The 3,976-nt window shown below is 38.6% G+C and carries 4 protein-coding genes and 1 pseudogene; all 5 read left to right on the top strand.

Annotated features, from left to right (window positions below; translation table 11 throughout):
• A pseudogene (locus I8U17_RS17805) lies at positions 1-805 on the top strand (hypothetical protein); the annotation flags it as partial.
• Positions 792-1,565: an SDR family NAD(P)-dependent oxidoreductase gene (locus tag I8U17_RS17800; protein WP_198059967.1), complete on the top strand. Its 774-nt coding sequence runs from the start codon at positions 792-794 to the stop codon at positions 1,563-1,565. The pseudogene I8U17_RS17805 and the gene I8U17_RS17800, both read left to right, overlap by 14 nt.
• 27 nt (positions 1,566-1,592) lie before the next feature.
• Positions 1,593-2,399, top strand: a complete 807-nt coding sequence (locus I8U17_RS17795; protein WP_198059966.1) for a histidinol-phosphatase — start codon at positions 1,593-1,595, stop codon at positions 2,397-2,399.
• Between the two features lie 118 nt (positions 2,400-2,517).
• Positions 2,518-2,931 (top strand): NUDIX hydrolase, encoded by a 414-nt coding sequence (locus I8U17_RS17790; protein ID WP_370589293.1) that lies wholly within the window; start codon positions 2,518-2,520, stop codon positions 2,929-2,931.
• Positions 2,932-3,760: 829 nt separating this feature from the next.
• The coding region (locus I8U17_RS17785; RefSeq protein ID WP_198059964.1) for a transposase at positions 3,761-3,976 on the top strand (216 nt) is incomplete at its 3' end.

The raw sequence follows: 3,976 nt of genomic DNA, 5'->3' as shown, positions 1-3,976 counted from the left end.
AGTGGAGTTTACGGGGAACCTTCAAAGGCTAAATGAGGCACCGGGGTGGGTCAATTTTAAACCGGCTGAAGTGGGTCAATTTAATCCCGGCGTTGACACATATGAAGCAGTCAGGGCTTATGCCACTGCTGCATTGGAGGCAAAAGTTGCTTTTATTAATGCAACCCCGGAGCCTGTAGCGACCGATTCGTACTTTCAAAAAAAATTTCTTGAAGGCGGAGTACCATTACTGGGAGATGATTTGAGGAGCCATCTTGGGGCCACAACACTTCATACCGCATTAATTGAGCTTTTTCAATCTCGCGGTATAGAAATAACAAATACGTATCAGCTTAATTTTGGTGGCAATAGTGATTTTTTCAACCTTTCATCGCCGGGAAGGTCAACCAGCAAACAAAAATCTAAACGTAATGCATTGAATGCAGCCGGGATTGATGCAAGTAATGTCTCTGCCGGTCCAAATGGATATATACAGTACCTCGGTGACAATAAGGTTTGTTATCTGCGATTAGAAGGGCGCTCTATTTTGGAGTCTCCTATTTCATTAGAATTACGGCTTGAGGTTGAAGATAGTCCCAATTCTGCTGGTGTAGTTATTAATGCAATTCGCGTTGCACAGACTTCCAAAAATTTTGGTTTGTCCGGCGTTATTGATGAAGTTTGCTCGTTATTGTTTAAAAGTCCACGTAACGGTGCTACGGAATCTGAGGCTCTAAACCACTTTTCGAATTTTGTTAGAAAATATTCTGGAAAGGAGTTTTTTAGGTTAAATTCTAAGGAGGAAAAAATAGATGAAAGGGATTAAAGGGAAGGTAGTTATTGTCACTGGTGGAGCCCAGGGGATTGGTCGAGCAACATGTGAAGCATTTATTTGTCATGGAGCAAAAGTCGTTATTGCTGATATTAATAAAGAGGTCGGTAAAAAGACTGAACAGGAATTGAAGAAAAAAGGTGGTGCTGTACTTTATGTAGAGACAGATACAGCTAATGAAAGTAGTGTATCAAACATGGTCAAAAAAACTACCGAAATGTTTGGTCAAGTCGACATTCTAGTAAATGGTGCAGCAGTATTTATTATGCGTGGAATTGAAGCGACTGTTGATGAATGGAGAAGAATCATGGATGTAAATATCATGGGGTATGCATTGTGTGTAAAACATGTGGTCCCGGAAATGGTCAAAGTGGGAAAGGGAGCAATTATCAATATTGCATCAACATCAAGCTTCATTGCCCAGCCTAAATACCTGACATATAATGCTACCAAGGCTGCGGTCGCTAATATGACTCGTTGTATGGCGTTGGATCTAGCCGAACATAACATTCGTGTCAATTCTGTATGTCCTGGAACGGTTTGGACCAAGAATGGAGAGGAATTCATAATGAAAACTATGGGGTTAAACCGAGAGCAAGCTGATTTACATCCGGAAATTGGTGGTGCTCATATGCTTAAACGTACAGCTGATCCGGAAGAAATTGCTTCTGTAATAGTATTTTTGGCTTCAGATGAGGCTAGTTTTATGACGGCGGAAAATGTAATGGTTGATGGAGGGTATACGGCTCAGTAGGTTACTACAATAAAGGAGATTAAAAACATGAAGTTTGATTTGCATACTCATCATGATCGGTGTGGTCATGCAATTGGAAATTTAGAGGACTATATTAAAACAGCTATAAATTATGGCCTTCAGGTTATTGGTATTTCGGACCATTCCCCTTTCTTTGCAAGTCAAGAGGATCATTTGAAACCTTGGGTAGCTATGGCTAAAAGTGAGTTTCCTAACTATGTATGTGAAGTGCTACATCTCAAGGAGATGTATCAAGATAAAATAGAGGTTTTATTGGGAGTAGAGTCAGACTTCTTCCCTGAATATATAGACATTTACAAAAATATTTTCGGCAAGTTTCCATTTGACTATATTATTGGTTCAGTACATCGAACTGGCGGCATTAATATATTTAATAAACAACGATGGGAAGGATTAAAAGAATCAGAATATTTGAGAGAAAAGGAGATTTATTATGCTTTAATACAGGAATCGGCAAAGAGTAAAATGTTTGATATCCTTGGACATATAGATGCAATCAAAGCACGGTGTCCTTATTTTTCTCAAGTCAAAACGGATATAGTGGATGAAACATTAAAGATTATTGCTGAATGTGATGTGGTTATTGAAGTAAATACTTCGGGAAAGACGAAAGATTGTGGTGGATGGTATCCCTCGGATGAAATACTTGAAAGAGCGTGTTTCTATGGTGTAAAAGTAACCTTCGGTTCAGATGCACATGAACCTGAACGTGTTGCAGATGATTGGGAAAAGGTGAGGACATTTTTGATGGAGATTGGTTATAAAGAGTGGGCAATTTTTCGGAAACGAAAAAGGGTGCTTCTATCTTTATAAAGCTCTTGTTCGTAAAGCAAGAGCTTTTTTCTTTTAAATCCAAATCAGAGCTACATATTGACAATATTACTAATATAAATAAAATGGTAAGCGTATTGAAAAAAATGGCAGAATGAAGGTGATTAAGATTAATAACGAATTAAAGCGTGTTGATGTGGTGTATGTATTGATTGCAGATAATCAAGGTGAAAATATACTAATGGTTCAAAATGAAGAGTCTTGGAGCCTTCCGGGCGGAAAGAGAGAGGATGGTGAGACTTTTAAGGAAGCTGCAATTCGTGAAGTAAAAGAAGAAACGGGCTTAGATGTTGAACTTGATGGAGTTGTTAATATCAATGAACGTATCGCTAAAGATCATGATTTATTTATCACATTCCGGGGTAAGATCGTGGGTGGAGAAATTATGCTCGGAATTGATACCGAAATACAAAAAGTAGAGTGGAAATCTATAAACCAAGCCCAGGAATTAATGCCTTGGTATGGTGATCTAAAAGCATTGCTTTCAAAGCATGCACGCTATTTAGCTGAGTGACTATATATTCGAGTTTTTAGTCAATGAATTAACAAAGCTATTGAACTCACTAGTAGATTTAATACATATGTAGGTTATATTTTCCCTAGCCTCTTTGAATAGTTCTTCAACAAATTCTCGGTTATTCTTATGACTTCTGATGATAAAAGGGAGAAAATCTCCAAACAAATGGGCTAGGTTTTCACGGTTCCCATTCCAGAGTTCCTTCCCTTTTACTACATTTGTAATAGTTCTCGATACTATCCTAAACAGAGTAATGTGCATTTGAAAATCTAGCCAAATGAGGGTATCTGCTCGATTCATTATTGGTTCCTTCACATGGGGATACAGCCCTTCAATGATCCATTGATCTAGGCTGCATATTTTGGAAATGCTCTCTAAAAATTCATGATCCCTTGCTTTTGTCCATTTAGGTCCCCAAAAATATTGGTCAAGCTCGTAGTGAGTGATCTTTAACCTTTTACTCATTATTTCAGCAAGAGTCGTTTTACCAGATCCGGAACTTCCCACAATCCATATACGATTTCCTATTTTCGGCCTAAATATATGTATCACCTCAGTCGGTATAACGGTCTAAATGAATCATACCAATTATTTTCACTTGTTTCAAAATAAAGTGCAATAGTTGTTAATCCAGAAGGAGACCATAGTGTAAGGTTCTACGATAGCTCACAACAAGTGTTGGGGATTATTTATAAACCGAACTTTGCTATCCTTAAAAGACGACTTCAAAAATTGGGCGAATTATGTTAGGGCGTGTCTGGTGAATATTCTATGATTCCGTTCTAGAATGAAAATTAACACAACATTTCGTAAGGGGACATCTATGATGAGACGGCGATACGAAATTACGGATGAAGCTTGGGAAAAGATCGCACCATTGTTTCCCTCAAACGGTAAGCGTGGAGGTCAATGGAAAGACCACCGGATCATTTTAAACGGGATCCTTTGGAAGTTTGGGACAGGAGCTCCTTGGAGAGACCTCCCCGAGCGCTATGGTTCTTGGAAAACCTGCTATTATCGCTTTACTCGTTGGCAGAAGGAT

The organism is Thermoactinomyces sp. CICC 10521 (genome assembly GCF_016055135.1).
GTDB classification, from domain to species: domain Bacteria; phylum Bacillota; class Bacilli; order Thermoactinomycetales; family Thermoactinomycetaceae; genus Thermoactinomyces_A; species Thermoactinomyces_A daqus.
The sequence above is the reverse complement of the archived record's forward strand: the minus strand, read 5'-3'. Positions and strand labels throughout refer to the sequence as shown.